1 protein-coding gene is annotated in these 3,012 nt (G+C 71.6%); it reads right to left on the bottom strand.

What is annotated here, in order from left to right:
• Window positions 1-3,012, bottom strand: a 3,012-nt coding sequence (locus ETD85_RS61225; RefSeq protein ID WP_338087274.1) for an amino acid adenylation domain-containing protein, incomplete at its 3' end; no start/stop codon positions are given.

A 3,012-nucleotide genomic window follows, 5' to 3' on the forward strand; every position in this document is an offset into this window, starting at 1 on the left:
GGCGGTCCCGAGGATGTCCACCGCGCTGAGCCGGCGGCCGGGGTCTTCCGACAGGGTGGCGAGTACCCGTACGAGGCGTTCGGCGAGGCTTACGACCGACGTGCGGTCGAACAGGTCCGCCGCGCCGATGACCGCGCCGCGCATGCCCGCGGCAGCGCCTTCGGCGTCGAACGTCTCGCCGACGCTCACGTCCAGGTCGAACTTCACCACGGCCAGATCCTCGGCGGTCCCGTCCTCGGGTGCCGCTTCGCCGGATGACCGTTCCTCGGCTGCCGCTTCCCGCGCGGCCGGCCGCCGGCCCGCGTCGAGGCCCGGCAGGTCGAGGGTGGCGTTCGCGGTGTTCTGCAGCAGCAGCATCACCTGGAACAGCGGGTGCCGGGCCAGCGACCTGGCCGGCGACAGCTCCTCGACCAGGCGTTCGAACGGCACGTCCGGGTGGGCGAAGGCACCCAGCCCGGCCTCCCGGACGCGCCCGAGCACCTCGCGGAAGGTGGGGTCGCCGGACAGGTCGGTACGCAGCACGAAGGTGTTGACGAAGTAGCCCACCAGGCCGTCGAGCGCCTCGTCGGTACGCCCGGCCAGCGCCGAGCCGATGGGGACGTCGGTGCCGCCGCCGAGCCGGGACAGCAGGACCGCCAGGGCTCCGTGCAACATCATGAACATGGTCACGCCCTCGGACCGGGCGACCTCCCGCAGCCGGGCGTGGACGTCGGCCGGGACCTCCAGCGGCACCCGCCTGCCCAGGTGCCCGGCCACCTCCTGGCGCGGCCGGTCGAACGGCAGCTCCAGCTCCTCGGGCAGGCCGGCGAGCGTGTCACGCCAGTAGGCGACCTGGCTGGAGATCAGGCTTTCCGGGTCGTCGGTGCCGCCGAGCACGTCGCGCTGCCAGAGCGCGTAGTCGGCGTACTGGACGGGCAGCGGCTCCCACCGCGGCGCCCGGCCCTCGCTGCGCGCGGCGTAGGCGACGGAGACGTCGCGCGCCAGCGGCGCCCAGGACCAGCCGTCACCGGCGATGTGGTGCACGACGACCACGAGCACGTGCTCCTCGGGGCCGGTGCTGAGCAGCCAGGCCCGAATCGGCGCATCGGCGGACAGGTCGAAGGTGTGCGCCCGCGCCTCGTCCACCGCCGCCGCCAGGTCCTGCGGTGCGACCTGCTGTGTCGCCAGCTCCCAGTCGAGGTCGCCGAGAGGGATGATCCGCTGGTAGGGCTCTCCGTCGGCGATCGGGAACACCGTGCGGAGCACCTCGTGGCGCTCCAGCACGTCGCGGAAGGCGGCGGCCATGGCCGGGCCGTCGATCCGGCCGGCCAGGCGTACCGCGACGGGGATGTTGTAGGTGGCGCTCGGGCCTTCGAGCTGGGCGATGATCCACATGCGCCGCTGGCCGTACGACAGCGGGATCCGTTCGGGGCGGGAGCCCGCGGTCAGCGGCGTGCGCGCCCGGGCGGCGCCGTTCAGCCCGGCCGCCAGCCCGGCGACCGTGGGCGTGTCGAACAGGGCGCGGATCTCGATCTCCACCCCGAGCAGCGCGCGGATGCGGCTGACCAGGCGGACGGCGAGCAGGGAGTGGCCGCCGAGCGCGAAGAAGTCGTCGTCCACGCCCACGCCGTCCAGGCCCAGCACGTCGGCGAAGGCCATGCACAGGATCTCCTCCTGTGCCGAGGCCGCCGGCCGGCCGCCCGCGCTCTGGGCGGAGCCGTAGTCGGGGGCGGGCAGTGCGTGGCGGTCGAGCTTGCCGTTACTCGTCAGCGGCAGCGCGTCCAGCACGACCCAGGCCGAGGGGACCATGTGGTCGGGGAGACGGTCGGTGGCGAACTTGCGGGCCGTGGCGGGCAGGTCGCGGGCGTCCTCGGGGTCGTCGGCGACCAGGTAGCCGATGAGGCGGACGTCGCCGGGCGCTTCCTCCCGAGCCACGACGACCGCCTGGTGCACACCTGGGCAGGCGGCCAGTGCCGCGGTGACCTCGCCTGGTTCGACACGGAAGCCGCGGATCTTGACCTGGTCGTCCACCCGGCCCGCGAACACCAGCCCACCATCAACGCTCCAGCGGGCCCGGTCACCGGTGCGATACATCCGCCCGCCCCCGAACGGGCACGCCACGAACCGCTCCGCCGTCAGCCCAGGACGACCCAGATAGCCACGCGCCAACTGAGCTCCAGCCACATACAACTCACCGATCACACCCGGCGGCACCGGAGCCAAATACTCGTCCAGCACATACAGGCGGGTGTTGGCCACCGGGCTCAGCCCACCCGGCAGCCGGGTGGTGGCCACCCCGATCGTGGTCTCGGTCGGACCGTAGTGATTGAACACCGCACACCCGCGCACATCAGCGTTCGCGAGAACCTGCTCCAGCCAGTCAGACGCGGCAGCCTCCCCGCCCAGCACCAGCGACCGCCCGGGCAACAAACCCGGACCCATCGCCGCCAAGTGCGACGGCACCATCTTGACGAAGTCGATGCCACGCCCAGCCAGCACGGCACGCAACGCTTCAGGATCGGTGGCCGCCCCCTCAGCCACGATGTGCAACTCACCGCCAAGGGTGAGAGCGGCGAACACCACCGTGTTACCCAAATCCGTAGCCTGACCCTGCACCAGCGCAAACCGGCCACCATCCAAGCCCAACCGCCCCGGCACCGAACCCACATAATTGGCCAGCGCCGCCTGAGTCACCACCACACCCTTCGGCCGCCCCGTCGAACCCGAAGTATAGATCACATACGCGCTCTGATCGCCGCTCAGACGCCGCACCGGCCTTTCAGCCGAAGCCATCGACAACCGCATCACGGTGAAAGCGTCATCCAGCACCAGCATCCGGCCTCGACCGGCCGGCAGTTCGTCGGCGATCTCCGCACTGGTGACCGTCAACACCGCACGACTGTCACCCAGCATGTAGGCGATCCGCTCCACCGGCTGACCCGGATCAATCGGCACATACGCCGCCCCCGCCTTCCACACCGCCAGCACCGCCACCACCAGATCGGCACCCCGATCCAGACACACCCCCACCAC

This window comes from Nonomuraea zeae (genome assembly GCF_005889725.1).
In the GTDB taxonomy this organism is placed as follows: domain Bacteria; phylum Actinomycetota; class Actinomycetes; order Streptosporangiales; family Streptosporangiaceae; genus Nonomuraea; species Nonomuraea zeae.